The sequence below is a fragment of the Sporofaciens sp. St.21A7 genome (assembly GCF_059728535.1).
The window spans coordinates 5,015,756-5,041,498 of sequence record NZ_BAAGFN010000001.1; the positions used below are offsets into that span (position 1 = coordinate 5,015,756).

The following is a 25,743-nucleotide window of genomic DNA, read 5'->3' on the forward strand; positions in this document are numbered from 1 at the left end:
GATATACATAAAAATAATACTTTTTAACATATTATAATTAACATTATTAGATAAGGCGGTACTAAGATTATGGATAACATGCTTGAAATGTATCTTTATGAGACAAACACTCTTATGGAACAGCTGGATGAACTCTTAATAGAAGCGGAAAAGAATGCAACGTTCACAACGAATGATGTTAATGAGATTTTCCGTATCATGCATACGATCAAAGGATCATCTGCAATGATGGAATTCTCTACGTTGATGGAGATTGCACATCATATAGAGGACTTGTTCTTCTATATCCGTGAAAACGGGATGGATGCTCTTGACGAATCACACAAAAATGATTTGTTCAATCTGATGTTCCAATCAACGGATGCTCTTCGTATAGAGGTTGAAAAAATCGAAAACGATGAGCCCCTTAGCACTAATATCGACCACATCATCGCAAATATTAATAGTTTTTTGGAAAAAATCAGTTCTTCCGGAAGCAAGCCGGCTGCTGATTCTTCCAAGGATGAGAAGGCCGAATCCGAGATGCCGGTTGCCGATGGGGAAGCAATCGCACGTATCAACCAGGAACTTGCCGGCTGCCCGGAAAGTAATTTACGTTACTTCATACGGATTCATTTTGAAGAAGGGTCCGGTATGGAGAATCTTCGTGCGTTTATGGTAATTACGTCACTGAGAGAGATTGACCTGCACTTTGAACACTATCCGAATGATGTGGAGACGAATTCTGACACCAGCGAGACGATTGTGGAGAAAGGCTTCTTTATCGCAGTTGCGAACGAGGAAGACTTAGAGCGGGCGCTCCAGGCGATTAAACTGCAGAACAGCATCCATTCCTATGAAGTAATTGAAAATGCATCGGCGAAGCCTGTCGAGAAGGCTCAGGCTTCACAGTCACACCCGGCAACGGCAGAGACAGCAAGCAGCGCCCCGGCATCCAATAACGCCCCGGCAGCAAACAGCACCCCGGCATCCAATAACGCCCCGGCAGCAAGCAGCGCCCCGGCAGCTTCCGCCCACAACGGAGCTCCGGTAAAGCAGAGCTTAATCAGCGTAAACCTGTCCAAACTGGACAGTCTGGTAGCAATCGTCGGCGAGATCGTTATTACCGAATCTATGGTAACATCTTCGCCGGATTTACAGAATTTAAAACTCGACAACTTCACGAAGTCAGCGCGCCAGCTGCGCAAATTAACAGACGACCTTCAGGATATTGCAATGTCCCTTAGGATGGTTCCTCTGTCAGGAACATTCCAGAAGATGAACCGTATTGTCCGTGATATGAAGAAGAAGCTTAATAAGGACGTACGCCTCACTCTGGTAGGCGAGAATACGGAAGTAGATAAGACAGTTGTGGACAGCATCGGCGACCCGATCATGCATATTGTCCGTAACTCCATGGATCACGGCGTAGAAGCGACGGCAGAAGAGCGTATTGCCGCAGGCAAGAACCCTCAGGCAGAGATTATCCTTTCCGCCGCCCATACAGGAAGCGAAGTTATCATTTCCATTTCCGATGACGGACAGGGAATGAATCCGGAAAAGATTCTTGCCAAGGCAGAACGGAACGGAATCCTGACCAAACCGGCAAGCGATTATTCCAAGAAAGAAATCCTCTCTCTTCTCCTGTTGCCCGGCTTCTCCACCAACGAAGAAGTCACCGAATTTTCCGGCCGCGGCGTAGGTATGGACGTAGTGAAGAAGAATGTAGAGTCAGTCGGCGGAACGATTTCCATCACAAGCGAGACGGGCAAGGGAAGCTGTACGACACTCAAAATCCCGCTTACCATGGCGATTACGGACGGTATGGAGGTTTCCGTAGGCAAGTCCTTGTTTACAATACCGATTGCCAATATCCGCCAGTCATTTAAGCCGCAGAAGGAAGAAGTCATCCTGGATGCTAACGGCAACGAGATTATTAAGTGCCTGGATGCGTTCTATCCTATTATAAGAATACATGAGTTATACAATATTGAGACAGAAGTTACCAATATTGAAGACGGTATCCTGATTTGGGTTGAAACTGCCGACATATCCTACTGTCTGTTCGTGGATGAGCTGCTTGGAGAACAGCAGGTAGTGGTAAAGCCTCTCTCACCGTTCCTTGGCAACTTCAACATCAAGAGTTCCGGAATCGGCGGCTGCACCATCTTAGGCGACGGCAATATCAGCCTAATCCTGGATATCAGCAACTTATACGCGGCGACTCGGCAATATTAAAGTGTACAGAAAACTGGAGGAATAATTATGTCAGCAGATACAGCAGTAAATACAGCAGCGAACGAAGTTATGGAGGATGGGACGCCAATCTCAACGGAACGTTTCTTAACATTCAGTTCCGACGGGCTTAACATCGGCGTCAGCACCAACTACGTTATTGAGATTATTACGAACCATGCGATTACCATGGTTCCCCTTGTTCCAGATTATGTCAAGGGTATCATCAACTTACGTGGGCAGATTATCCCAATCATTGATATCCGTCTGCGTATGGGGAAACCCGCAATCGAATATACCTCTTCAACCTGCATTATCGTGTTGAATATCAATTCCGTCTACATCGGCATTATCGTAGACGCAGTTCAGCAGGTAATGGATATTGACCAGGAGAGAATCTCACCGGTTCCGGTAGAGAACCAGCAAGAACTGATCAGCGGGATGATTTCTTCATCTGAGCGTTCCGTTATTCTGTTCCTGGATTGTGAGCAGCTTGTTCAGTCATACTAATTATACAAAGGAGCCAGAACTATGTTAACTCTAAATGACCGTGATTTTCAGACATTGATAACGTTCATTCATCAGAACTACGGAATAGACTTGTCAAAAAAACGCCAGTTGATCGTCGGCCGTCTTTCTAACACGATTGTCTCCTTGGGATTTTCCTCCTTCGGAGAGTATATTGATAATCTGGTTACGAATAAGAAACCGGAAGATATCGAATTAATGCTGAATAAGCTTACAACAAACTACACGTTTTTTATGCGGGAAAGGGCACATTTTGATCTGTTCAAGGACACCATCCTTCCCTATCTTGTAGAGACAAAGAAGGATAAAGTCCTCAGTATATGGAGTGCGGCATGCTCTTCCGGGGAAGAACCTTACACGATTTCCATGATTCTGAAGGAATTCTTCGGTTCCAAGGCAGCCGCATGGGATACACGGGTTCTCGCAACCGACATTTCCCAGAACGCCCTGAAGGCGGCAAAGAGCGCGGTCTATGACGAAGAGGCGTTAAAGGAACTTGATCCCGGATGGAAGTCAAAGTATTTCCGTCCTGCGGGCGAGCCTGGTACATTTACCGTTGCCCCGGAGATTCAGTCCAATGTAATCTTCCGGACATTCAACCTGATGGACCCGATTCGATTTAAATTGAAGTTCGATGTGATTTTTTGCAGGAACGTGATGATTTATTTCGATCAGCCAACCAAGGATGCGTTAGTGCAGCGTTTTTTTAATGCGACTAACCCCGGCGGATACCTTTTGATCGGTCATTCAGAGAGCCTGAACAAGACAACAACGCCCTACAAATATCTGAAACCTGCTACCTATCGTAAAATTTGATAATTATAAAAACAGAAGGAATGGGCTGCTTTTGATGTTTCAGAAGCGGCTTTTCCATGGTTATCCCTACAACTATAATGGATACGCAGTATCGGCGTAAGAAAGGAACCTTTTTATGAATAACAAAATTAAAGTATTAGTCGTTGACGATTCTTCTCTATTTCGGCAGGCGCTCATTCAACATCTGTCATCCCAACCCGGCATAGAAGTAATCGGCTATGCTATCAATGCCTATGATGCCAAACAGAAGATTCCTCAGCTGCATCCGGATGTACTCACTCTGGATGTGGAGATGCCCGGCCTAAACGGAATCGAATTTTTGAAGCAGTTACTTCCTACCAATCCGCTTCCGGTCGTTCTGGTATCCTCCCTGAACTTGAGCGTATTCGATGCACTTTCAGCCGGTGCGGTTGATTTTGTACGCAAACCAGATATGACGGTGAGAAATTCAAAAGATACATTCTTTGAATCCCTCACCGTAAAAGTTATGACGGCCGCAAAGGCAAAAGTCCGCATCAGCCAGCCAAATACGCCCGCGCCAAACTCAACGGCGCCGGCGCCGGCTCCCGCCCCTGCAGGCGCTCCGGGAACGGCCCGTCCGCGCTCAGCACAGGGTACGGCAAGACCGATGCCATTTGCAGCGCTGTCACGCAATGTCCTTGATTCCACGATTATCGGGCTGGGCGCATCTACAGGAGGAACTGAGGCAACCCTTGAGGTATTGAAACGGCTTCCCGGCAATATCCCCGGTATGGTCATTACCCAGCACATGCCGGAAGGGTTTACGGAAATGTACGCCCAGCGCTTGAACCGTATCTGTAACATGGAAGTGCGCGAGGCAAAGAACGGCGACGTGATCCATCCTGGCCTGGCCTTGATTGCGCCCGGCGCTAAACAGATGGAAGTTGTCCGCTCCGGGCGCAACTACATCGTCCAGTGCCGTCCCGGCGCCAAGGTGAGCGGCCACTGCCCGTCTGTAGACGTCCTGTTTAACTCAATCGCGGCAAACGTCTCCATCAATAAGGTCGGTATCATCATGACCGGTATGGGACGCGACGGTGCGGACGGCCTTCTCAAGATGCGGCAGAGCGGCGCGTTTACCATCGGACAAGATAAAGAATCCTGTGTCGTATACGGTATGCCTATGGTCGCCTACAACATCGGGGCAGTCTGCACACAGGCTTCCTGCGAAAATATTTCTAACGTCCTGATGAATCATCTCAAGGGCGTTAAGTAACTTCGTTTTTAGTGTTATGAATCCCGAAGTTGTGCCGATATTCATAATATAACAAGATAATCACGTTACAAAAATTTATGAAAAAAGGAGTCCAGTATGAAAATCTCAACTAATAATAATGTGATGAACAACTTCACAGACCTGCGTATTCATACCAAGGAAAGTTCTACTCCTTCTGTAGTTTCTAATGACGAACACAACTTCGATGCTATTATTATAAAGTCTGACCCCAGACAGATTGAAGAGCATACGTTTGCCAAGTCACTTGCCCGGCAGTTGTCTTCTGAGATTAAGAATATGGCGTCTGCAGATAAGATTCACAATTTGCAGAATCAGGTTACAGCGAACACGTACCATGTGGACACCCATGCCATAGCAGCCCGGATGCTGCTGCTGTAGGAGGATAGACAAGGGATGAATGATTTTACAGCTTTTACTAAGATTATAGAAGAGTTGATTACTCTTTTTGATCATTTAATTCCGATAGAACAGGAGAAGCTTGATGCGGCAGTGAAAAACCGAGTTTCATTTGTGGAAGACTGCATGCATAAGGAGCAGGCTGCTGTTCTTCAATTACGCGGATTGGAGCAGAAGCGGGAATCAGAACAGAAGCGTCTCGGTATGGAAGGATATACGTTCCGGCAGATTTTGGAATGTGCTCCGGAAGAGGCGGCTGCTATCCTGAATCCTTTGTTTGACCAGTTAGCAGAACGGGTCCGCACTTTCCAGTCAGTCAGCGCAAGCGCAAGGGATATCATTGAAGTGAATCTTCATGTGATACAGCGTGCGTTAGCTGCAGAAGGCCCCGGAAAGGCCACATATTCTGCTGCAGGACAGAAGAAAAATGACAACAAACGGAACAACTTTACCAGTCGTTCCATTTAATACCTGTGCGAAGCCTTTGCCCCAGATGATCGGATATACACGAATATCCGGCTTAGATATGGCGGATATGGCTTGCGGATAGATCAGAAGGAGGAATTGCTATGATACGCTCTACGTTTGCCGGTTTCACCACCGCACAGCTTGGTATGGCTGCCAGCCAGCGTGCTCTGGATGTTGTCGGTCAGAATATTACGAATATCAATACCCCTGGATACACCAGGCAGCGTCTTGACCTTGCCAGCCTGAATACCCAGAAGGGTGACTTTTACAGTGCTAAGTCCAACATCAAGGTTGGTTTCGGTGTTGAGATGACAGCGGTTTCCCAGTTACGCGATCCGTTTCTGGATGCCCAGTACCGCTCCCAGATCAGCAAGCTGGGAACGACGGACGCACATGCGGCCGGTTTTGAACAGTTGACCCCCATTTTTGACGAGGCTACGATGGAAGGGGTTCGCGCCGCTTTCATCTCCCTTACCAGTTCATTGAGTACACTTTCTACTCAGGTTGGCAATCAGGAGCATGATACGATGGTGCGCTCCAATATGCAGATTCTTCTGAATCTGTTCCGTGAGAACTCCGTCAAGCTTCAGGATGTCAGGGAAGATATGCAGATGGGCTTTAAGACTACCGATATTGAAGACTTAAACCATATGCTCAAGAATATTTCCGAGCTGAATAAAAGCATCAAGAGCAGCCATGTTCTTGGCAATCCGGCTCTTGAGTTACAGGATCAGCGGAACACGCTGTTAGACGAACTTGGAAGTTATCTTCCAATCTCTGTAAAATATAAGAACCAGGAAGTCGGACCGGGACAGTACGTAGAAATCTTGAATGTAGACTTCACAGATATCGAGGGTAAAAAGCACTCCCTGATTTCAGACAGTTTATATGCCCAGTTCGATGTGGATGTCGATCACGAGCCGGTATCCCTGACCCTTTTTGAGGCAAAAGGCGCAACTACAGACGTTACCGATATTTTGGGCTCCGGTACTTTAAAAGGGACTCTGGATTTCCTGAATAAATCCGGAGATTTCGACGGAACGGACTTCAAAGGGCTTGGTTATTATGAGAAGGTACTGGATTCTCTGGTGAATACCTTTGCTACGGAATTTAACAAGGCGAACACGGTATTGGATGCCAACGGCGATCCAACGAATATGTTAGATGCAGACGGCAATGTCGTTGAGACCTTTGATAAAGACGGGAATCCCCTTTATGCAAGGGATAAGAACGGAACGCTTCTTGACGGCTCTAACGGAACGCAGAAGGTATATCAGTATCCCCTATTTGAAACCAGCGACGGCTCTGCGGAGTTTACCGCTTCCAACATTAAGATTGCAAGCGGATGGGCGAACGGAAGCTACGGTATCCGTCCTTCCAACAATTATGTGACGGTAGACAAGGAAACGGGTTCTACCGCCAACGAGAATGTCCTGAATATGGTAAAGCTGCTGGAAAAGAATATCTCATTCTCCGCCCCGAATTCTGCCGGCAATAACATTACTTTCTACAAAGGAAGTTTTCATGATTGTTTTGCCAACATTGAGGCAACACTTGGTATTGACTATAAATCGGCCCAAACCATGCTGGCGAATCAGATTTCGGTTCTGAACCAGACATCCAATTCAAGGGACGCTGTATCCGGCGTGCAGTTGGATGAGGAAGGCATGGATTTGCTGCACTATAATCAGTCATACAGTGCGGCGGCAAGATTTTTGACAACATTGGACGAAGCTCTTGACAAATTGATTAACGGCACAGGCGTAGTCGGAAGGTAACAGGAGGTATAACATGAGAATTACTACGAATCAGATATTAAGGAATTACAAATCGAATCTTGCGACTTCTCTTACGAATCTGGACAGCGCAAGAGTCAAGGTAATGACCGGACGGAAATTTAACGCAACGGCAGAAGATCCTGCCAGCGCGCTGCGTGCTTCTGTTCTGGAGCGTAAATATGTCAGAAATAACGATTATCTGGAGCTGGTAAAAGACGTACAGTCTTTTCAGGATGCCCAGGAAGATGCGGCGATGCAGCTTAACACGATTGGAAAACAGCTGAGCAAGCAGTACGGTCTGGAAGCATTAAACGGAACCAACGGTTCTCTTGAAACCAGACAGACCTACGCCGACGCATGGCGCGGCTCTCAGGAGAGTTTCCTCCTGAGCCTGAACGCAAGCTATGAGGGGAAATATGTATTCGCCGGCAGCGACGGTCAGAAACCGCCCTTTAAGCTTGGCAAAGATAATGCCGGTAATCAGGCTTTGTTCTACCGGAACGTAGACGTCACAACCGGTCTTCTCTATGATGACGATGGAAACCTTGTCAATGGCGACGGTGATCCAGCGAATGCTGCGGATCGGCTGAAAAAACTGTCGGAAGATTCTGTTTATGTTGACTTGGGATTCGGATTGAATATCAACGATGATTTTACCATTGATTCATCCAGCGCATTCAATACCAGCCTTCCCGGCATTAATCTGGTAGGTTTCGGCAAGTATGACGACGGCGATCCGAAGAATATGATTCTGTTGATGGGAAAGATCGCGGACGAATTAGATAAACCTGATTTTGATTATGACAAGTACAAGGATCTCCTGGAAAAATTTGACGATGGACGCAACGACGTACTGGAAGCCGTAACGACCCTTGGTACGCAGACAGAATTCCTGACCACTACCAAAGACAGGTTAGAGACAAACGAGATCAGCCTTGCTACGCAGATTGACAACGTTGTGAATGTTGACATGGCAGAAGCTATCATGAATTTTTCTTGGGCGCAATATGCTTACAATGCATCGCTCAAGGTTGGCAACAATATATTGACACCATCATTTATTGATTTCATGAAATAATAAAAAGCATAGGAATGAGAAAGGAGGAAGTCTTTTATGAATCAACTCATCAGAATTACAACAGTCCCCATTCAATATGAGCTGAAAGTCAACAATGCCCGGCTGGAATATTCCAGAGCGAAGGCAGAGTTGGAGATCAGCCGTAACGACGGCGGGCTATCGATCAAGAGTCGTCCTGTAAAACTGCACCTGGATTCTTCTGAGGCAAGGAATTCGGTTGTGCCTACCACGGCCAGAAGCGTTGCCCAGACAGCACAGGCAGGAAAAGAAGCCGCTTACAGCGCAACGGCACAGCTCGTACAGGAAGGCAAGCTTCTGTTAAAGGCAGATATCGGTCAAGATGTAATCGGACAGATCATGCAGCAGAGAACAGCTCCTGCTACCGGAGAATTCCAGCTTGGATTCACCCCTTCTGCCCCTGTAGATATCAACTATGAAGCTGCTGATTTGACGATCAATTATGAGATGGATAAGTTGAATTTTGACCTGAAGGTAGCAAACGGCAATTTTGAATTTATCCCGGGCAATATTGAGATGTCCATCACTCAGCATCCCGATGTTGTCATCGAATATATTGGCGGACCGCTCTACGTACCGCCGAGCGCTGATCCGAACTATGAACCAATAGACGTAAGGGCTTAACAAAGCCCTTACTTTTTCACATATTATTTTTGGAGCATACACTGTAGGACAGCCCCCTATTGCTTGGTACACTCTTACTGAGTTACTTTGTTGGACGTAGTCCACCCGCCCGCAGAGCATGATTACGGTGTGCCCTTGGGTATACCTTATCGGACGATAGTCCGCCCTCAGGGCATTTATTTCGGGATGTCTTTTGGGTATTCGTAATCCTTAGGAGGTATAATACGTTGAATATAAATGCTAAATATTTCGGATCTGTTTCTTATGAAGAAGCAGATTCTATTCACATCATCAATGGACTGATTGGCTTTGAAGCCCACACGCAGTATCTCCCCATCCCGTTCCAGGAGGAAGATGATTCCATGATTTCTCTGCAATGTCTGGATGACGAGACGCTTTCGTTTATACTGATGAATCCATTCGGGTTGTTTCCCGACTATGCTCCCGCTCTTTCCAAACAGGATCTCCGGGAACTAGACGCGGACTCTCCCGAAGATATCTCATATTATGTAATCAGCGTGATCCGCGATTCCGTTGCGGAATCCACAGTGAACTTAAAAGCCCCGCTTGCCGTTAACGCATTGAACCGCAAGGCAAAACAGGTCATTCTGGATCAGCCTGAATACACCTTCCGCCATGCGCTTGGTGATATTGCCCATAAGGAGGATTAATGTTATGCTTATACTGCAACGCCGGAAAGGACAATCCCTCTCCATTAACCACAATATCACATTGACTGTCGTGGATGCCGGAACTGACTGGGTGAAGCTTGCGATCGACGCTCCTAAGGAGATTCCGATTCTCCGGGCAGAGTTAAAGGAAGCTGCGGCAGAGAACCAGAAAGCTTCGGAAACAGCCTCACGTCAAGTCCTTGAGGCTATTCTTAAAAAGCGATAGGTAAATTATGGTTCCTCCTTTAATTATATATATATTAAAACGGGTCTGGCGGGAAATACGATATTTCCCACCAGACCTATCTTATTCTCGGCTACGCCGAACAATCAATAAATTCCACCGACGTGACAGGCGCCGACATCACTTCTACGCTCACCCCTGCGGACGCCGTACCTCCCAACACAGACGCAATCTCTGCAGATAACGCCGTAGGCGACAGCGAATCCACATATTGCTCTGCCATCTGCTTAAACTGCTCGTCGTTCATGGAAGAATTGGGCGTCACATCATCCATATGTGCCGTCGCTGTCTGGCAGTGTTCCTGCCCCATCCTCGCCTTCTGCTTGCGCTTCAATTCCTGCGCTAACTGAAGCGCAAGCTTATCCTTCATCTTCCGCTCTGCCGCCTTCTCCCGAAGCCTTAAATTCTCTTCCTTGTGAAGCCTTGCAATCTTAATATTGCCGCTCTGGATTACGGACTTAATCTTCCGGACTATCCTTGCCGCCTCCGCCGGGTCAGACACTTGAGACTTCACCCTCTGTATCTCCCCATACTTCGCAGAAATCAACCCCTTTACCGAGGTCACATTCCTTGCGCTTGCCAGCCGCATCATGCTCGACGTATGGGAATAGCTGTAAGAGTTGACCTTAGGGCTCTTCTTCTTCGCATAGAAGGAGGTAGACTTCTTATCCCGCCACCAAGTCGGCTGGGTGCTTTCGTCTTTCTTCTGCATTGCCGTCCACTTGGATACCTGGCCGTCTTCGCCAATTACCAGCCCCATGCCTACCAGTTCCTTATTTTTCAGCAAGGCTTCTACATTCGCCGACTTCTGATATTGATCCATATGGTTCAGAATATTCTCCACATGCTGGCGCAGATTCTCATCTGTACTCATCTTCTCTAACAGCTCTTCGGAAATCGCCACATTATTCGTTCCTGTCTGTCCTGCCCCATACTGTGAAATCTGCTGATGGTTCTCAAATGAAATCACGCTAAAATTAATATTCTTATAGGTCTGCTTCAGATACTTTATCATAGATGCCGCATCCGTCTGGGCAGCCGCCGTATTATTTTCAACACTTTTCCGGGAATCCATCTGGTAGAGTGCAACCTTGGGATCTGAGTACGCTTTGCTGTTCGTTACTTTCATAGATATCCCTCTTTTCTTTTTCCGAATAACCTCATGCTATACTTGTAATATCGGCTGAAAACCTTGCTTTCATAATAGAATAAACCATCGTTTTCAGGTTGACAAATCTCTATAAATCCGCTATGTTTGATAAAGCATACCCAAGGGCACACCGTAATTCATGCCCCTATGGGGCGGGCGGACTCCGTCCGTTAAAGTATACCCAAGGGCACACCGTAATTCATGCCCCTATGGGGCGGGCGGACTCCGTCCGTTAAAGTATACCCAAGGGCACACCGTAATTCATGCCCCTATGGGGCGGGCGGACTCCGTCCGTTAAAGTATATAATAAGGAGTACAGTAAATGAAATCACTAATTTTAGCAGAAAAACCTTCCGTCGCCCGTGACATTGCCCGTGTGCTGAACTGCCGCAAGAATCTATCCGGGGCCATCGAAGGGAGCCAGTACGTCGTCACATGGGCGTTAGGGCATCTCGTCACTCTGGCAGATCCCGAAGAGTACGATAAGAAATTCAAAGAATGGAATCTATCCTACCTGCCCATGATTCCCAGGAAATGGGAACTTATCGTAATCAAACAGACGGCAAAGCAATACCACAACGTGAAATCCCAACTGTTCCGCAAGGATATCGGTGACATCATCATTGCCACAGACGCCGGGCGGGAAGGGGAACTGGTGGCCCGCTGGATTCTGGAAAAGTCCAACTGCCAGAAACCAGTGCGAAGGCTCTGGATTTCGTCTGTCACGGACAAGGCAATCCGGGAAGGCTTTTCACACTTAAAGGACGGACGGGAGTACTTAGACTTATATCACGCGGCAAGAAGCCGCGCCGAGGCGGATTGGCTGGTGGGAATCAATGCCACCCGCGCGCTGACATGCAAATACAACGCCCAGCTCTCCTGCGGACGTGTCCAGACCCCGACCCTTGCCATCATCGCAAGGCGTGAGGAAGAGATCCGCACGTTCCGCCCGGAGGAATATTATGGGCTTACCTGCACTGCCGGAACGGTCAAGTGGGCATGGCAGCATCAGAAAAACAAAAGCACACGTTCCTTCCATAAATCCTTTATTACGGATTTACACACGAACCTCAAAGGGCAGTCCCTTACCGTCACAGACGTACAAAAGTCTGCGAAAAAGACGTTTGCACCCGGCCTGTATGACCTGACGGAACTCCAGCGTGATGCGAACCGCCGCTTTGGATTCTCTGCCAAGGAAACCCTGAATATTATGCAGCGTTTATACGAAAACCACAAGGTACTCACCTACCCCCGCACAGATTCCCGCTATATTGGAGAAGACATCGTCCCTACCATAAAGGAACGGCTGAAAGCCTGCAATGTCGGACCGTATAAAAAACTCATACCACCGCTTTTAAAAACGCCCGTCAAGACCAGCAAATCATTTGTGGACGGCAAGAAGGTCAGCGACCATCACGCCATCATTCCTACTGAAGAACCGGCATTACTTGAGCATCTGAGCAATGAGGAGCGCAAGATTTACGATTTGGTGGTGCGGCGTTTCATCAGCGTCCTCTATCCTGCATTTGAGTACGAGCAGACCACGCTGAACGCAGCAGCCTGCGGACAAAGTTTTATCGCAAAAGGGAAACGGATTCTCGCACCGGGTTGGAAGGCTGTTTATGAAACAGATGATTTTGATGACGAAGAAGAAGATTCTGGATTCCAGACATCCGGCCAGTCTTTGCCGCCCCTGAAAAAGGGAGAGCTGCTGCCGATTTCCAATATTTCCGTCCAGACTGGAAAGACGAAGCCCCCGGCAAGATTTACCGAGGCGACTCTGCTGACTGCCATGGAGAACCCTGTCCGGTATATGGAATCCGAAGACGCCAAGGCAAGGAAGACTCTCGGCGAAACAGGAGGATTAGGAACGGTCGCCACACGGGCCGATATTATCGAAAAGCTATTCCATTCCTTCCTGATTGAGAAAAAAGGAAATGAGATTCTCATCACCTCTAAGGGGAAACAGCTCCTTACGCTGGTTCCTGAGGATTTAAAAAAGCCGGAGCTTACGGCACAATGGGAGATGCAGCTTGCCGATATCGCCAAAGGCCGCCGCAAGGAAGGAGCATTTCTGAAAGAAATTCAAGGGTACACCGACGCATTGATTGAAGAAATCCGCTCTGCAGACGGCTCATTCCGGCATGACAACCTGACCAATACCAAATGCCCACGCTGCGGGAAACGGATGCTGTCCGTGAATGGAAAGAATGCACGGCTACTGGTATGTCAGGACCGGGAATGCGGCTACCGGGAGACGGTGGCGCGGCTAAGCAATGCACGATGCCCGAATTGCCATAAGAAAATGGAACTAATCAAGAAAGGGGACGACGAGACATTTGTCTGTGCCTGCGGATACAAGGAGAAGCTCTCTGCCTTTAAGGCGCGGAGGGAAAAGGAAGGCGCGGGAGTCACCAAGAAAGATGTTCAGAAATATCTGAAAAAGCAGAAAGAAGAACCCATTAATACTGCATTTGCAGATGCATTGTCGGGAATAAAATTGTAATAGCAGGCTCCCTCGCCGGACGTATCCATTATCCGTCCGACGAGGGATACCCAAGGGCATGAATTACGGGATGCCCGAATGGGTATGCTTTTGCAGAATACAAAGCCCCTCCCATTCCTACCACCCGCCTTTAAAATATTTTATTTACTCCTTCAACTTCTTATAATAGGTATCCGCCATATAAAGCGCCGCCGCCGGATTATGCCCCAGCACACGGTCCTTGGTCACAGCCGTCGTAGTCAGCGCCTCCGAATACTTGTAGAACAGGCTGTCATGGCCCACGCACAGTCCCACAACTACGTTGAGGTCTGTCTTCGCATGGTTCAGCATCTTTGCCTGCAAAATAGGATTGCACATATTAAGCCCGATTCCATTGCATTCTTTTGGAATCCCGACAGAAGATTTCGGCGTCGCCCCCGCCTTACACGCAATTCCAAAGACCTCAAACCCGTGGTTTCTCATAATAGACGCCAATGTACGGCTCTCCTTCAGAAGCCCCACGCAGGTCGCGATTCCAATCTTCTTCGCCCCAATCTTCCGGGCAAATTCCATGATTTCCTCAACTCTCGTGTATTGGCAGTAATGCTCATACTCCACTTCTGCCGCGGCAACCATCGTCTTATGGTTCTCTTCCTCTTCATAACACGCCATTGCCTCCTGATACACCTCTGGATTCATGTTCGTAGTCAGACAGAATTCGGGATAAGATTTATCCATCTTATCACAGTTCTTTACGGCACAGTCAATACATGACCTTTCTTTTACTAAATTTTCGTTACTCATCTTCTTCCTCCTTCTCACAATTCAAACCTGATTGACCACATTATCTAACTTCACTATGGTAATAAGCCACAATCAAATCCACCATACGGTTATAGCTCTTCACGCCATCTTTCTGTCCATTTGCTTTCAAATATGTATCATTGACCTTATTCGAGACTTCCGCTATAGCGCCGTCATATTTTGCCCAAAATTCCCGGTTCAGCCTAAGGTCAGCCTCCGCCTCCGGCGACAGAGTCCCCCGCACCTCCTTCCATGCATCGTAATCCGTCTTATACAACACATTCATGCACTGTATCCAACCCGACAGATACCCGCTGTATGCAAATGCATCTTCCCCCGATTTACTGCAAGCCAGAAAAGCGATAAAATTCGCCTCCTGCTCCTGCATAAATCCCCGCAGATGGGACAACTCGTGGCATGCAGTAAACGGAATCACATAGTCCTGTACATCCCCGTTATAATTTGCCTCAATTGTAAAGGGTGAATAGACTCCTGTTAGATTCTGGATTGAAAGAATACATGAATTTACCAGCTCCTTAGGCTTTGGGAAATATCCGGTAAGCTCCGGATACTCTTGGGAAAGTCCCTTCATCGCCTTCACTGCATTTTCTTCTGCCGGGATGTTAAGCTCCATACCGCCATCCTCGCCCCGCTCTACTTTGCCGCTTAAACCGGCGATTTCACCGGTAAGCCAAATGCACGCCTCCTCTAATTCTTCAGAAGAATATTCCTCTGTCCGAATCCCTGAACTGCTTGAAAATGATTCGCGCTGATAATTGATTCCACAATTTACCACGTAGAGGAAACACAGGACTGCCGCCAGCAGGAACAAATCCAGAAACCCACTGTACAGGCTTCTCCTGCCTGTCTTTCTTACAATTCTCCCGGCTATCCATATGACTGCCCCTATCAGCAAGAGGTACAACAACATTTCCGACACGGAAAATGGGAAATATCCCATCAGCCTGCCAATGCTCCCTACCCACAGCGGGTAGATATGTGTACTGTACCACTGGGCAAAACTGCTCAAAAGCCTTGCCGCCGCACTTAAAACCAGCGCAGATATCCATAACACGATACTGACCGCCAGCTTTATATTATCTTTTTTAGAAATCCTGCTATCGTTCATCTTCTTCACCATATATCTGCAAAAACAGACGCCGCACTTTATAATATAAGTCTAACAATCCCCCTCCTTCTTGTCAAGAAAGAGGGGGATTGTCAGCAATACCTTTTATTTCCTAATCTATGCCCGTCCCGTCAGAACCATTCTCCTGCCAAGCAGATATCCGCCCGGCGCCTTCGCCATCTGCGAAATCTGCTCCATGAACATATCAATCTGCAAATTCCGGTTTGCATTTAACTTTTCCTTGATGGAGGAAAGGAAACTATCCTTACTGCTTTTATCCGTCCCGGAAAATGTACGGTCCAGCTTTACCTGATATAATTTTTCATACTGCTCATCCTGATACTTTTGGTATCCCGGCCTGCCCGCAACAACAAGGTCAATATTTTTAAGCATCCAACGCATCAAAAACATCGCCGATTCCCCCGTATCCTCTCCGGAAGCGTTCAGCATCTTCTGATACTCTGCATACGACTCAGTATCGTACATTTCCATTGCATATCTGACCTCTCCCCTGCTGTCCTCATGTACATAACCATTTCCATCCAGACCGATTGCATGCTTTACCTGATACTCCATCTTACAGGAGCCAACCCGCTTGCCTTCCATGCCGATTCTGGCAATGGAACGCATGGCATCCATAAAAGAACCTCTTGAGCGCTCATCCATGAACTGATTCGCAAGATACTCCGCCTTCTCGACGCCCAAACTAATCCGCGCCAGCCGGTCCGTCTCCTCCACCCCATGTACATTGTTGGGGAGGAAATCACTCCGTATAATATCATAGACGCTGTCTTTCAACTCCTGGCTCTTGCCTCTCAAAGCATCTGTAATCGCATTGTCAATCCTTGCATACCCTGTATGAACCGGTCTCACCGGTCCATACTCAATCACTACCGGAGACGGCTTGGACGGCGCAGCAACAGACGTGTCTTTGGGGAGCGCAAGCGGCGTATCATTCATCGGTTTCACAGATGGGAAATTCTTCCGAATCTGTTCCATCTGTGCGGAAGAAATCTTATCCATCCACGGCGTGATCGGCTGATATCCGATGCCATGAAAACAGGTACATTGGCTCATAGTTACGACCTCCTTCTATCAAAATCTGTCTCTGCCAGAACATAATCCATATGATACATATATAATATATCGACGGGTATCTGCGGCACGATAACTTAATAAGAAATATTTCATGAAAACAAGAATCAAAAAACACAGACAGGACATCCCTCCAACTACAAAGGAATGCCCTGTCCAAAAGGTGTGCAATAAATTAGAAAGTGTCTGTCTATTTTCCTCCTGTCATAGCTACGCCCTCGATGAAGTGCTTCTGGAAACACAGATACAGCACTACCATCGGCAGCATTGCCAGAAGCGAACCCGCCATCAGCACAGGATAATTCGTGCTGAACTGCCCGTTCAGGCTGGAAAGTCCTGCCGACAACGTCGTAGAATTAATATTCGTATTCGCAACCAACGGCCACATCAAATCTGTGTAGGCAAATACCGCCGTAAATACCGAGAGCGCTGCAACCGAGGACTTCGTAAGCGGAAACATAATCTTCGTAAACGTCTGCCATCTGGTACACCCGTCCAGATATGCCGCCTCCGCCACCTCATCCGGAATCCCCATATACGCCTGTCTCAGAAAGAATGTCCCGAACGCACTGACAACACCCGGAAATACCAACGAAAATATGGTATCCGTCATCCCCATCTTCGCAATCATCTGGTACTGCGGAATAATGAAAATCTGTCCCGGTATCATCTGCTGGACAATAATCAGTGTAAACAGAATGTTCTTCCCTTTAAAATTCAATTTTGCGAATGCATAACCCGCCATGGAGCAGAACACTACCGCACAGACAACCCGCAGGAAAATCATCAAAGCCGTATTCAGGTAAAGATTCCCAAATGGAAGCAGATCCACTACCTTTGAAAATGAGCTGAAATCCCAGTTCGCCGGCAGGATTGTCGGCGGTATCTGCATGACCTCCGCATTTGTTTTAAAAGAGGTGAGAAGCATCCACACAAACGGGAAAATCATAATGACCGAACCGATGAGCAAAGCTATATATGTAAGCAGCGTTGTCGCATTTTTCTTCTGTCTCATGTGATACCACCTCCCTAAACTTCGTAATTAACCCATTTCTTCTGACCTACAAACTGAACTGCCGTAATCATTCCAATCAAGAGCACCGTCCAGATTACAATCGCCGATGCATATCCCCGGTTCCCGGATATGAATGACTCCCGGTAGAACAGGTAAATGAGCGACTGCGCTTTGCTCAGCGCCGGATTGCCTTCTCCCACCATCATATACAGCAGGTCATACACCTTTAAAGACGCCATCAGCCGCATAATCAATACCACGAACAAGGTAGGCGACACCATGGGAAGGGTAATGTATCGGAACTGCTGGAGTTTCGTACACCCATCTAAGCTTGCCGCTTCATAATAGCTCTTGGAAATATTCTGGATGCCTGACAACAGCAGCACCGCGTCATATCCCAGTGCACTCCAGATTGCCACAATCGCCACGGTAATGATCACCACATTGGGGTTCGTAATCCAGTCAATACTGGTATGGAACACCGTATTGATAATCCCGTACTCCGAGTTAAACATCCATTTCCATACCATGGCGACTGCCGCCGGCGCTACGACCATCGGGAGGAAGAAAATCGCACGGAACACTACCTTCCCTTTAATCTTAGCATTCAACAAGATTGCAATCACCAACGCAAGCAGCACTCCCACCGGAACCGTCAGGATACAGAACAGCACCGTATTCCATGTGGCACGCCAGAACTCGGCGTCTGAAAACATCTTCGTGTAATTGGCAAGTCCTATGAACTTGCGTCCGCCAAATACCTGTGCAGATGAAAAACTTAATATGATAGTATCAATCAGCGGATACACATTTAAGACAAGAAGACCAATAATGGTGGGCGCTACCATGAGGTAGCCCCATTTATTATCCTGGTCAAATCCTTTTTTCTTTCTGTTCATCAAGAATTCCCCCATCTATCACTATTTTCTCTACTCTTCCATTGCCTCTGTCACGATAGACTGCATTTTCTCAATGCCCTCGTCTATCGTCACACTTCCCGCATAAATGTCAAGCATAGTCTGTTCTACTTTAGGCTCCCAGGAGGGTCTGGACGGATTGTTCACATATTTCACGCTGTATTCAAACTCCCCGATGAGATTCTCAAGGGTAAGCTCATATCCCTTGTCTGCAAAGCTCTGTACCCATGCATCCTCAAGTCCATTATACGCCGGGATTGCCGCGCCGGACTCACCCTGAATCTTCTGCGCTTCCTCTGAGCCTAAGAACTCGAGGAAATCCATGGCAAGCTCTTTGTTCTTTCCTTTTGCCGCCGTCGCGTAGGACACGCTGTTTGAGATAGAAGCACGTCCATCGCCGTTTGCCGGATTCGGACATTTCGGGAGCATTGCAACATCCCATTTTCCATTCATATCACCATAGGTCGTACACAAGTTAATCAAATCCCAGTTGTCCGCATATTTGTAGATCTGGTTGGAATGCATCCAGAAAATATCCGGCATAGAATTACTCGTGGCAGACGCTTCCAATTTCGTCCAGTACTCGTCCCAACCGACTGCCTGTACCTCAATCGTAACGCCTTCATGCTCTTTTGTGTAGGCTTCTGCCATGGCTTCCATGCCCGCCTTCTGTCCCTGATCCCAGATCTGGAATACCAGATGCCCGTCTGCAGAACCGCCGTTTCCTTTTGAACCGCAAGCCGCAAGCCCGAAGACCATGGTTCCTGCAACCGTGGCAGCCATTCCTTTTTTTAACCATTTATCCATATTCTTTCCTCCCGTTTGTTCATCCACTCCCAGAATCCCTTCCAAGACCTGTTTTTGGGAACAGAATTCTGTAGAGTCATTTTGAATAGACGCAAAAATATACCAAAATTACTCTTTTCAAATATACCGGCCGGATTTATCTGAACACCATCCTTTTATTGGACTATACATATTATAGCCATGTATTTAAGGTATTGGAATAGCTTGTGCAATCCGGTTATATATCCTAATAAAACATTTTTATCCGTTTTTCTTATTTCTGTTTGCATTTTGATATAAACTAAAAAAAATGCAGTCAGCCATTAAGCCAACTGCATTTTCAGTCTTATCTCACCAACACTTCTCTCATCACACGCATTGCATTCTTATAAGCCAGCAACTCTATCTGCCGCTCTGACATACCACCTCTTTTTAATGCCTCGAACAACAACTCCATCTTATCCGGACTCCCAACTTCAAATTCTCCGCTGATTCCATCAAAATCTGTACCAATTGAAACACATTCTTCTCCGCCGTACCTGACAAAATGCAAAATGTGCGCCACTATATCATCGATACGACTGGTTCTTTTGGCATACGAGCCATTTAAAAACTCTGGGCCGAAATTCACTCCTGCAACACCGCCTTTTTCCGCCAGTGCCTTAATCATATCATCCGTCAGATTCCTTGGATGCTCCATAAGAGCACGGCAATTAGAATGGGACGCCACAAAAGGACCTCTGCACACTTGCGCTACATCATAAAAACCACCGTCAGACAGATGTGAAACATCTGTCACGATCCCAAGTTCATCCATATATTCCACAGCCTCTTTTCCAAATGAAGTCAGCCCTTTCTCCATCACATCCGCATCCTTAGAATTCGGATACCCAAAGCAGTTGGGCGTATTCCATGTCAAAGAGATGAGGCGTATTCCCTTCTGATAATATTCCTTTAGTTTTTCGATTTTTCCGGCTACACTTCTTCCGTCTTCAATCGTCAAAAATGCCGATATTTTTCCCTGCCTTTGATTCTCTTCCAAGTCATCCATACCATAAGCCCCTGCAATACACTCTGGGTACATCTCTATACTGTTCCGTAAAATTCCTACCAAAAGGTCTATATAATCATCATCCGAAGGAAGCGGACGCCCCACCATTTTCTCCGCCCCCGCCGGCGGAAGGAACACCGCAAAAAACTGAGCCAACACGCCGCCCTGTTTCATGCGCTTCACATCAAGCATGGTCTCCGGCATATCATAGATATCCGTCTTATTTCTCAGAAAAGCATGCATCAATGTATCACAGTGCAAATCGATATAATTCATATATAGCCTCCTTATTTCAATAGTGTTGAAACAAATGTTACCAGCAATGCGCCAAATACGCCCGGCAACGCAAACTGAAGCGCATCTTTAACAGATGATGGGAGAATTGAGATCAAATAACTCCCAAATAAAATGACGATTGCAAGTACCACAAAATTGACGATTACTGACGCCACAATCCCAATTACACCTGCAAATTCGCCTTTTTTTGTCCCTTGTTTCGCATCAACGGCATTCTGCGCCGCAATAGCTGCCGGAATCCGCATCGGAGTAATATTGCCCGCCACAAATCCAATATATGAGCCCGTAATGCCGATCATTGGAAAATATATAATAGGCTCAATAATCCACTGGAATACATTAATCCCCAACAATGTGACTGCTGCTTTCCCAATCACTCCCCATCCCGGATGCATTCCTTTCACAAAGGACACATAAATTGCAGGCAGAAAGCTGATCACAAGAAGCGCCATCATCGTAACAGTGCCGATTTTATGTATGTGCCTGATATATTCATCCTGATACAACTTATCAATGTGATTGGTTTCCATAGAATCTTTTTTGTTCGTATCACTCATCGTTGTGACCTCCTATATGTTCTTCATGATTCCACCGACAATCATTGCGCAAAGTACAGCGATTCCCATTGCCCATTGTTTCAGCCACCCGGTATTATTCTTCTTCGCTATTTTATTTAAGCCAAGCATCACAACAGCCGCAGAACCAAAGGTCGCCGCATGAATCACACTCTTTGTTACCTGACTGACCGCCAGCGCACCGAAGACCACCAGCGGCAGAATCGCTCCAAAAATAATGACCCATATGGACTTCTTTCCGTCTTCTTTCGGACTCATAGCCTTTCCAAGTGTCACACCAAGGCCACGTGTCATGATCGGTACCAGAATCAGATAACCACTGCTTAAAATCGCACAGGACCATAGCGCCGCTGCAAGCGCCGGACCAGTAAGGGCATCCGTTCCCAGTACAACTCCCGCCGCTTCCGTTCCGATTCCTGCGGACATCAGTTCTGTTGCCGGGGCTCCTATCATCCCCACCCTCATTAATGTAATCGGCGCACCAAGCATGGATATCATACTGAGCGAAACAACAAAAGCTGATGTCGCCGGGCCAATCGCAACAATCCCTCCTGTCTTCATGCACATCTTCATTTCCCCAGATGTTAAGAGATTGGTCTTAACAACAAATTTTTTTGCCCTTTGATAGATAAGGACTGACTCCAGTATCGCAATTCCTATTGTGACCAATGAAATCGTCCACATGACAGGACCACTGGCCAACTTCATAATATCATTCATATGACTTCCTCCACATACAACGCCCGTACCTATGAAGTCCGCTCCCCAGTTCACTATGAAAACCTTCTGCCTACAGCTCCTCCATGTGCTGCGGCACTATAAGATTCTTTTTCCTGCAAAATCTATGAATAGTTCCAAAACATGATTGGTACTATTCACCTCTTCGTCAGAAAGAGAGACCTCTCGCATTAATTCACTCATCTTATCTTCATCATATTTAAGATGAACCTCATTCACGGTCTTTCCCTTATCAGTCAGATACAGCCTTAATATCCTTGCATCCATTTTATCTTCCTGTCTGATAATTAAACCTTTTTTTTCAAGCTTCTTTATCATAACTGAAGTTGCACCTTTTGTACGGAACATCTTATCCGTTAGTTGCTTCTGCGTAATTCCCTCATTTTGTGCAATAATCTTTAAAGTATGTACTTCATTTGTGTAAAGCAATTCCTCTGTCCCGTAGTATTTCGGTTCTTTTTCCATTGCCGTAACAATGCGTTCTACCATATACAAATTCTCGAGCAATCTGAGGGCTTCTTTAATCTTTGTCATCTCGTCTGTCCTGCTTTCTTTATTCTTCTGACATCATTCTACTAAAATTAAGAAAGCGTGTCCAGTCTACTTCTACACCTCAGACAATCCAACAATTTTTAGCGCTCTTTTCATTCGATCAAGCGCTGTCACGAGCATACTTTGGGGACACCCTATATTTAACCGAATATGTCCTTCGCCGCCGGGACCGAACCATGGACCAGGAACACAGATTACCGCTGCATCCATTATTATTCTTTGAAAGATTTCTTCATCACTCAACCCCAGCCCGGACAAATCCAGCCAACAAAGAAACGTACCCTCAGGCCGTATCATCGTAACGCCCGGCATATTCTCATGAAGATATTTTTCCAGATAATCCACGTTTTTTTCCATATATTCCACTTCCTGACGCGCCCACTCCGCCCCATCTTCCGTATATGCCGCAATCACACATTCGATTCCGAACGTATTCTTGACGTCTAATGACATGGCAATCTGTGTCTGCACAAATGTTTCCCTGATTTTCTGGTCTGGAATAATGGAAATGCTTCCTTTCAGTCCGGCCACATTAAATGTCTTGCCCGGTGCCGTAAGATGAATCACATTCTTAGTATATCTGTCATCCAGGCTGAGCAATGGATAATGCCTGTGTCCTTTGTATACAATATCTCCATGAATCTCATCCGACACAAGCATTACCCCATTCCGAATACAAATCTCTTCTACCTGCACTAACTCTTCTTTCGTCCAGACTCGCCCGGTCGGATTATGGGGACTGCACAGAATCATGACTTTATTCTCTGGTCTTTCCGCCAGCCTTTCCAATTCGTCAAAATCCATCTCAAAATGTCCGTCTTTACAAATCAGACCATTATTCACAACCTTACGCTTAGCGTTTTTGATAATGGACGCAAAAGGATCATACACTGGCTGCTGGATGATCACCCCCTCGCCTTCTTTACTGTATGTACGAACCGCAATATTCACCCCTGCTACAACTGACGGAATATAGGTGATCCATTCCGGCTCTATCTCCCATCCAAAACGTTTCTTTTGCCAATAACATACTGCCTCATAAAAACTTTCCATAGGTGCACAATAGCCAAAAATCTCTTTCTCTGTCCGATTCTTCAAAGCCTCTACAATCATAGGGGCACATGCAAATTCCGTATCCGCAAGCCACATCGGTATTATATTTTCCGGGATTTCCAGATGCACGTATGAACTGATTGCTTTTGAATTCCATTTCATGTCATTTGTCTGTTTTCTGTCTACTACACGGTCAAAGTCATAAATCATTCTTCTCATCCTTTCTTTTATTAGTTTAATCATTAAACAGTTTATTGATTAAACTAATAATATCACTTTTCACAAATTTGTCAACCATTTAACACAAATAATATATTATTTATACAATTATAATTTTCTTTATTCTTCATATTTGCATTTTTGGGTACACTGTGCTTAAAATGATATTGAAGAATATTCCTATACAGATACCCGCCAAAGGAGAACCCTTTTATTATGAATGATATTTTCCATGTATTTCAGAATCAAAATTTTATAGACTTGTGCATGTATCAGTTCGGGTATGCTCAAAATGACCCGCTCTCCTCTTTTGGACCGCATATCCGTTCTCATTATCTCTTCCATTATGTAATCTCTGGGTGCAGGGAAACTGCAGGCGACAGATGCCAAGGGCTGTGACCATACTTATTATATTCGGAGCGGGCAAGGATTTCTCATTGTGCCGGAACAGATCACGACTTACACTGCCGATGAACAACACCCTTGGGAGTATACTTGGATCGAATTCGACGGCATGCACGCAAAAGAGGCCATGATGGTGGCCGGACTTACTGTCAACAATCCGGTCTATCGCACAGAGGATAAGGTGCTTTCCGGTAAATTAAAAGAAACGATGCTTTATATCGTACATCATGAAAAAGAAACGCAATTCCACCTCATGTCCCATCTGTATATGTTTCTGGACTGTCTGATGCGCTCATCATCTGCCAAAACTACGCCCAAGACTGAGGGAATGAGCCGGTATTATCTCGAATGGGCAATGACCTACATTGATCAGAATTTCCATACGGATATTTCCGTCGCAGATATCGCGGATTCCTGTAAGATCCACCGCAATTATCTTGGGAAGATCTTCCGGGAGAATCTTGGAGTCAGCCCTCAGGAATTCCTGATAAATTTCAGGATGCGCAAGGCAGTACAACTCCTGGTCACCACAAAACTGCCCGTAAAAGATATCGGAAATGCAGTCGGCTACCCGAACCAACTTCATTTCTCAAGGGCATTTAAACATGTATACGGGATGTCACCGCGGGACTACCGTTCCAGACACTACTCCGGACCGCTGAATTGAACGTCTGGCTCTGACCGGGGAAATCCGTTTATTCAAAAAGAATAGCGATTGCTAAGATGGCAGGAGAATCCGGAAAAATCCCCGGGAATCCTCCTGCCATCTAATTATTTCATACGAGCTTTCCGCTCCTTCCATACCTTCGCCAGAATATCTTTCAACACCAGAAATGCATCCATTTCTGAATATCCATACTCCGCTTTTAGTTCGTCTATCATCACACCAAGGCGCACCTCGTAATTAGGCGTATTGACTTCCTTCTGATAGCTAAGCAAGATGGGGTACTTCTTTCCCCATGCGCTTGTCCAGTCGATTTTCTCCTCGGTTTCCTGGCTCGTCCGCTGGATTGCCTCCTGAATTTCCCTGATGTCAATATCAAAATCAATCAATTCGTCCAGTGACAGGTTGTAAAGTAACGCCATCTTCTTGGACTGGCGGATATCCGGAAGCGTCTCATCTGTCTCCCATTTGGAAACGGTCTGTCTGCTCACTCCTAACCGCTGTGCTACCTCTTCCTGTGAAAGCCCGCATTTTTTCCGTGCATGGAATAAACTGTTACCTAAGTTCATATGGTTCTCCTCTCTTGTTTTGTTGTAAAACAAGTATACGGCGGGAAGACAGAAAATACCACCGCTTTTATCTTGCAGTTCTGCACGTTTTCTTAACATTTCTATACCGACTTTTTAGTTAAACTGCATAAATCTTATCCTGCGGA

General features: G+C 46.4%; 25 protein-coding genes and 1 pseudogene. 13 read left to right on the top strand and 13 right to left on the bottom strand.

Features of this window, described 5'->3' with window-relative positions; translation table 11 throughout:
* Positions 1–69: 69 nt before the first annotated feature.
* The 11 genes from AC6I3O_RS24805 to AC6I3O_RS24855 all read left to right on the top strand — a co-directional run bounded on the left by AC6I3O_RS24805 (position 70) and on the right by AC6I3O_RS24855 (position 10,075).
* The gene (locus AC6I3O_RS24805) at positions 70–2,217 is read left to right on the top strand and encodes a chemotaxis protein CheW (protein WP_497853181.1); all 2,148 of its coding nucleotides are present in this window, start codon (positions 70–72) and stop codon (positions 2,215–2,217) included.
* A gap of 27 nt (positions 2,218–2,244) precedes the next feature.
* The gene (locus AC6I3O_RS24810; RefSeq protein ID WP_497853182.1) at positions 2,245–2,724 is read left to right on the top strand and encodes a chemotaxis protein CheW; all 480 of its coding nucleotides are present in this window, start codon (positions 2,245–2,247) and stop codon (positions 2,722–2,724) included.
* Positions 2,725–2,745: 21 nt separating this feature from the next.
* Positions 2,746–3,558: a CheR family methyltransferase gene (locus tag AC6I3O_RS24815; RefSeq protein WP_497853183.1), complete on the top strand. Its 813-nt coding sequence runs from the start codon at positions 2,746–2,748 to the stop codon at positions 3,556–3,558.
* A gap of 115 nt (positions 3,559–3,673) precedes the next feature.
* The gene (locus AC6I3O_RS24820; RefSeq protein WP_497853184.1) at positions 3,674–4,795 is read left to right on the top strand and encodes a protein-glutamate methylesterase/protein-glutamine glutaminase; all 1,122 of its coding nucleotides are present in this window, start codon (positions 3,674–3,676) and stop codon (positions 4,793–4,795) included.
* A gap of 96 nt (positions 4,796–4,891) precedes the next feature.
* A complete protein-coding gene (locus tag AC6I3O_RS24825; protein WP_497853185.1) occupies positions 4,892–5,194 on the top strand; it encodes a flagellar biosynthesis anti-sigma factor FlgM in 303 nt (100 codons plus the stop codon).
* 15 nt (positions 5,195–5,209) lie between these two features.
* A complete protein-coding gene (flgN, locus tag AC6I3O_RS24830) occupies positions 5,210–5,680 on the top strand; it encodes a flagellar export chaperone FlgN (RefSeq protein WP_497853186.1) in 471 nt (156 codons plus the stop codon).
* A 101-nt stretch (positions 5,681–5,781) separates the two neighbouring features.
* Positions 5,782–7,458, top strand: coding sequence for a flagellar hook-associated protein FlgK (gene flgK / locus AC6I3O_RS24835; protein ID WP_497853187.1), 1,677 nt, complete (start codon positions 5,782–5,784; stop codon positions 7,456–7,458).
* A 13-nt stretch (positions 7,459–7,471) separates the two neighbouring features.
* Positions 7,472–8,536 (top strand): flagellin N-terminal helical domain-containing protein, encoded by a 1,065-nt coding sequence (locus AC6I3O_RS24840; protein WP_497853188.1) that lies wholly within the window; start codon positions 7,472–7,474, stop codon positions 8,534–8,536.
* A 36-nt stretch (positions 8,537–8,572) separates the two neighbouring features.
* A complete protein-coding gene (locus AC6I3O_RS24845) occupies positions 8,573–9,178 on the top strand; it encodes a DUF6470 family protein (RefSeq protein WP_497853189.1) in 606 nt (201 codons plus the stop codon).
* A 227-nt stretch (positions 9,179–9,405) separates the two neighbouring features.
* Positions 9,406–9,849: a flagellar assembly protein FliW gene (gene fliW, locus AC6I3O_RS24850; RefSeq protein ID WP_497853190.1), complete on the top strand. Its 444-nt coding sequence runs from the start codon at positions 9,406–9,408 to the stop codon at positions 9,847–9,849.
* A 4-nt stretch (positions 9,850–9,853) separates the two neighbouring features.
* The gene (locus AC6I3O_RS24855) at positions 9,854–10,075 is read left to right on the top strand and encodes a carbon storage regulator (protein ID WP_497853191.1); all 222 of its coding nucleotides are present in this window, start codon (positions 9,854–9,856) and stop codon (positions 10,073–10,075) included.
* 91 nt (positions 10,076–10,166) lie between these two features.
* Here AC6I3O_RS24855 and AC6I3O_RS24860 read toward each other — a convergent pair whose 3' ends face one another.
* Positions 10,167–11,222 (bottom strand): DUF6033 family protein, encoded by a 1,056-nt coding sequence (locus AC6I3O_RS24860; RefSeq protein WP_497853192.1) that lies wholly within the window; start codon positions 11,220–11,222, stop codon positions 10,167–10,169.
* 343 nt (positions 11,223–11,565) lie between these two features.
* Here AC6I3O_RS24860 and AC6I3O_RS24865 point away from each other — a divergent pair, with 343 nt between their 5' ends.
* The gene (locus AC6I3O_RS24865) at positions 11,566–13,749 is read left to right on the top strand and encodes a DNA topoisomerase III (protein ID WP_497853193.1); all 2,184 of its coding nucleotides are present in this window, start codon (positions 11,566–11,568) and stop codon (positions 13,747–13,749) included.
* A gap of 144 nt (positions 13,750–13,893) precedes the next feature.
* On the opposite strand, the gene AC6I3O_RS24870 is transcribed toward AC6I3O_RS24865, so the two are convergent.
* The 11 genes from AC6I3O_RS24870 to AC6I3O_RS24920 form a co-directional block, all read right to left on the bottom strand.
* Positions 13,894–14,532, bottom strand: a complete 639-nt coding sequence (locus tag AC6I3O_RS24870; RefSeq protein ID WP_497853194.1) for a DUF1847 domain-containing protein — start codon at positions 14,530–14,532, stop codon at positions 13,894–13,896.
* Between the two features lie 40 nt (positions 14,533–14,572).
* On the bottom strand, positions 14,573–15,661 hold the full coding sequence (locus AC6I3O_RS24875; RefSeq protein ID WP_497853195.1) for a DUF3810 domain-containing protein: 1,089 nt from the start codon (positions 15,659–15,661) through the stop codon (positions 14,573–14,575).
* Between the two features lie 117 nt (positions 15,662–15,778).
* Positions 15,779–16,738, bottom strand: coding sequence for a hypothetical protein (locus tag AC6I3O_RS24880; RefSeq protein WP_497853196.1), 960 nt, complete (start codon positions 16,736–16,738; stop codon positions 15,779–15,781).
* Between the two features lie 208 nt (positions 16,739–16,946).
* Positions 16,947–17,771 (bottom strand): carbohydrate ABC transporter permease, encoded by an 825-nt coding sequence (locus AC6I3O_RS24885; protein ID WP_497853197.1) that lies wholly within the window; start codon positions 17,769–17,771, stop codon positions 16,947–16,949.
* Between the two features lie 14 nt (positions 17,772–17,785).
* Positions 17,786–18,670 (bottom strand): carbohydrate ABC transporter permease, encoded by an 885-nt coding sequence (locus tag AC6I3O_RS24890; RefSeq protein ID WP_497853198.1) that lies wholly within the window; start codon positions 18,668–18,670, stop codon positions 17,786–17,788.
* A gap of 30 nt (positions 18,671–18,700) precedes the next feature.
* Positions 18,701–19,495 (bottom strand): ABC transporter substrate-binding protein, encoded by a 795-nt coding sequence (locus AC6I3O_RS24895; protein ID WP_497853199.1) that lies wholly within the window; start codon positions 19,493–19,495, stop codon positions 18,701–18,703.
* Positions 19,496–19,820: 325 nt separating this feature from the next.
* Entirely contained in the window at positions 19,821–20,801 is a 981-nt protein-coding gene (locus tag AC6I3O_RS24900; RefSeq protein WP_497853200.1) for a dipeptidase, read from the bottom strand.
* 11 nt (positions 20,802–20,812) lie between these two features.
* Positions 20,813–21,379 (bottom strand): hypothetical protein, encoded by a 567-nt coding sequence (locus tag AC6I3O_RS24905; RefSeq protein WP_497853201.1) that lies wholly within the window; start codon positions 21,377–21,379, stop codon positions 20,813–20,815.
* Between the two features lie 12 nt (positions 21,380–21,391).
* Positions 21,392–22,117, bottom strand: a complete 726-nt coding sequence (locus tag AC6I3O_RS24910) for a DUF5058 family protein (RefSeq protein WP_497853202.1) — start codon at positions 22,115–22,117, stop codon at positions 21,392–21,394.
* Between the two features lie 96 nt (positions 22,118–22,213).
* Positions 22,214–22,669: a MarR family winged helix-turn-helix transcriptional regulator gene (locus AC6I3O_RS24915; RefSeq protein WP_497853203.1), complete on the bottom strand. Its 456-nt coding sequence runs from the start codon at positions 22,667–22,669 to the stop codon at positions 22,214–22,216.
* A gap of 72 nt (positions 22,670–22,741) precedes the next feature.
* On the bottom strand, positions 22,742–23,950 hold the full coding sequence (locus AC6I3O_RS24920) for a MalY/PatB family protein (protein WP_497853204.1): 1,209 nt from the start codon (positions 23,948–23,950) through the stop codon (positions 22,742–22,744).
* 222 nt (positions 23,951–24,172) lie between these two features.
* Between AC6I3O_RS24920 and AC6I3O_RS24925 the strand changes: the two are divergent.
* Positions 24,173–25,031 (top strand): annotated as a pseudogene (locus tag AC6I3O_RS24925) (AraC family transcriptional regulator).
* A 104-nt stretch (positions 25,032–25,135) separates the two neighbouring features.
* Here AC6I3O_RS24925 and AC6I3O_RS24930 read toward each other — a convergent pair.
* Positions 25,136–25,597, bottom strand: a complete 462-nt coding sequence (locus AC6I3O_RS24930) for a helix-turn-helix transcriptional regulator (protein WP_497853205.1) — start codon at positions 25,595–25,597, stop codon at positions 25,136–25,138.
* Positions 25,598–25,743 lie beyond the last annotated feature (146 nt).

Bases quoted from the DNA above. Each gene is read 5' to 3' on its own strand.
- AC6I3O_RS24805 (WP_497853181.1), top strand. From the start codon at position 70: ATGGATAACATGCTTGAAATGTATCTTTATGAGACAAACACTCTTATG.
- AC6I3O_RS24810 (WP_497853182.1), top strand. From the start codon at position 2,245: ATGTCAGCAGATACAGCAGTAAATACAGCAGCGAACGAAGTTATGGAG.
- AC6I3O_RS24815 (WP_497853183.1), top strand. From the start codon at position 2,746: ATGTTAACTCTAAATGACCGTGATTTTCAGACATTGATAACGTTCATT.
- AC6I3O_RS24820 (WP_497853184.1), top strand. From the start codon at position 3,674: ATGAATAACAAAATTAAAGTATTAGTCGTTGACGATTCTTCTCTATTT.
- AC6I3O_RS24825 (WP_497853185.1), top strand. From the start codon at position 4,892: ATGAAAATCTCAACTAATAATAATGTGATGAACAACTTCACAGACCTG.
- flgN (WP_497853186.1), top strand. From the start codon at position 5,210: ATGAATGATTTTACAGCTTTTACTAAGATTATAGAAGAGTTGATTACT.
- flgK (WP_497853187.1), top strand. From the start codon at position 5,782: ATGATACGCTCTACGTTTGCCGGTTTCACCACCGCACAGCTTGGTATG.
- AC6I3O_RS24840 (WP_497853188.1), top strand. From the start codon at position 7,472: ATGAGAATTACTACGAATCAGATATTAAGGAATTACAAATCGAATCTT.
- AC6I3O_RS24845 (WP_497853189.1), top strand. From the start codon at position 8,573: ATGAATCAACTCATCAGAATTACAACAGTCCCCATTCAATATGAGCTG.
- AC6I3O_RS24855 (WP_497853191.1), top strand. From the start codon at position 9,854: ATGCTTATACTGCAACGCCGGAAAGGACAATCCCTCTCCATTAACCAC.
- AC6I3O_RS24860 (WP_497853192.1), bottom strand. From the start codon at position 11,222: ATGAAAGTAACGAACAGCAAAGCGTACTCAGATCCCAAGGTTGCACTC.
- AC6I3O_RS24865 (WP_497853193.1), top strand. From the start codon at position 11,566: ATGAAATCACTAATTTTAGCAGAAAAACCTTCCGTCGCCCGTGACATT.
- AC6I3O_RS24870 (WP_497853194.1), bottom strand. From the start codon at position 14,532: ATGAGTAACGAAAATTTAGTAAAAGAAAGGTCATGTATTGACTGTGCC.
- AC6I3O_RS24875 (WP_497853195.1), bottom strand. From the start codon at position 15,661: ATGAACGATAGCAGGATTTCTAAAAAAGATAATATAAAGCTGGCGGTC.
- AC6I3O_RS24880 (WP_497853196.1), bottom strand. From the start codon at position 16,738: ATGAGCCAATGTACCTGTTTTCATGGCATCGGATATCAGCCGATCACG.
- AC6I3O_RS24885 (WP_497853197.1), bottom strand. From the start codon at position 17,771: ATGAGACAGAAGAAAAATGCGACAACGCTGCTTACATATATAGCTTTG.
- AC6I3O_RS24890 (WP_497853198.1), bottom strand. From the start codon at position 18,670: ATGAACAGAAAGAAAAAAGGATTTGACCAGGATAATAAATGGGGCTAC.
- AC6I3O_RS24895 (WP_497853199.1), bottom strand. From the start codon at position 19,495: ATGGATAAATGGTTAAAAAAAGGAATGGCTGCCACGGTTGCAGGAACC.
- AC6I3O_RS24900 (WP_497853200.1), bottom strand. From the start codon at position 20,801: ATGAATTATATCGATTTGCACTGTGATACATTGATGCATGCTTTTCTG.
- AC6I3O_RS24905 (WP_497853201.1), bottom strand. From the start codon at position 21,379: ATGAGTGATACGAACAAAAAAGATTCTATGGAAACCAATCACATTGAT.
- AC6I3O_RS24910 (WP_497853202.1), bottom strand. From the start codon at position 22,117: ATGAATGATATTATGAAGTTGGCCAGTGGTCCTGTCATGTGGACGATT.
- AC6I3O_RS24915 (WP_497853203.1), bottom strand. From the start codon at position 22,669: ATGACAAAGATTAAAGAAGCCCTCAGATTGCTCGAGAATTTGTATATG.
- AC6I3O_RS24920 (WP_497853204.1), bottom strand. From the start codon at position 23,950: ATGATTTATGACTTTGACCGTGTAGTAGACAGAAAACAGACAAATGAC.
- AC6I3O_RS24930 (WP_497853205.1), bottom strand. From the start codon at position 25,597: ATGAACTTAGGTAACAGTTTATTCCATGCACGGAAAAAATGCGGGCTT.